At 64.5% G+C, this 901-nt stretch carries 1 protein-coding gene; it reads right to left on the bottom strand.

Annotated elements, in window-relative coordinates:
* Positions 1–24: 24 nt before the first annotated feature.
* On the bottom strand, positions 25–901 hold an 877-nt coding region (locus AC1D0N_RS31870), incomplete at its 5' end, for an IS110 family RNA-guided transposase (RefSeq protein ID WP_477250589.1).

Genomic DNA, 901 nt, shown 5'->3' with positions numbered 1-901 from the left:
GGGGGAGAGCGACTATCTGGGGTGTCAAGTTGCATTGGCGAACTCGGCTCGCGCGTCGCGTGCTTTTGCATTGAGAATGACGAGCAGTTTTCTGGCTAGCGCGATGCGGATGAGCATTTTGGGTTTTCCCGCCTGTTGCAACCGTTGAGCGAAAGCTTTGAGATGGAGATCGAACTTGGCCACGATGGCCGCGACGATGAAGAGGATACCCCGCGGCCCGGTGCGTCCGCCACGCACATGCCTGTTGCCGGTGCGCCTGCCACTGTCGTTGGCGATTGGGGCGAGGCCTGCCAGCTTGGCGATGGCCTTGTTGGAGATGAGGCCGATCTCGGGCAGTTCGGCCATCAGGCGAGCGACGGTGCGGCCGGCCACACCCTTGAGCGAACGGAAGGCCTGCCCCAGCTTGGCCCACAGCGGATCGTCGTCGATCATCGAGGCGATCTCGCCTTCCAGGCGCCGCTCCTCGCGCTTGAGGAAGGTCAGCATGGCCTCGATGCTGGCGCATGTCTCGGCATCGCGTGCGGCACTTCTGCGCTGCTTGTTGATAGTGGCATCGCCGACAACCTGGCAGAGCCGCCCAACCAGCGCAGCAAGCCGCTGCTGGGTCGTGCTGGGCGGTGGCGTCGGGACCGTCTTCTTGACTGCGCTATAATGGGCGATGACAGCCGCGTCGATCCGGTCGGTCTTCTCCAGATAGCCCATCGCCTCGGCGAAGCGGCGTACGCTTCTGGCATTGACCAGGGCGCACGGCATGCCGTGCGCCCACAAAAGCATGAAGCCCAGCCGCTCATAGCCGCCCGACGCCTCCATCACCGCGTGGTCTGCGCCATGGCTGCGGCAGAACAGCCAAAGAGCTGCAATCCCCGTCGCGTCGTTGGCGAAGCGCTCTGCTGCCCCGCCG

It is taken from the genome of Mesorhizobium sp. P2_E10 (genome assembly GCF_056404235.1).
The sequence above is the reverse complement of the archived record's forward strand: the minus strand, read 5'-3'. Positions and strand labels throughout refer to the sequence as shown.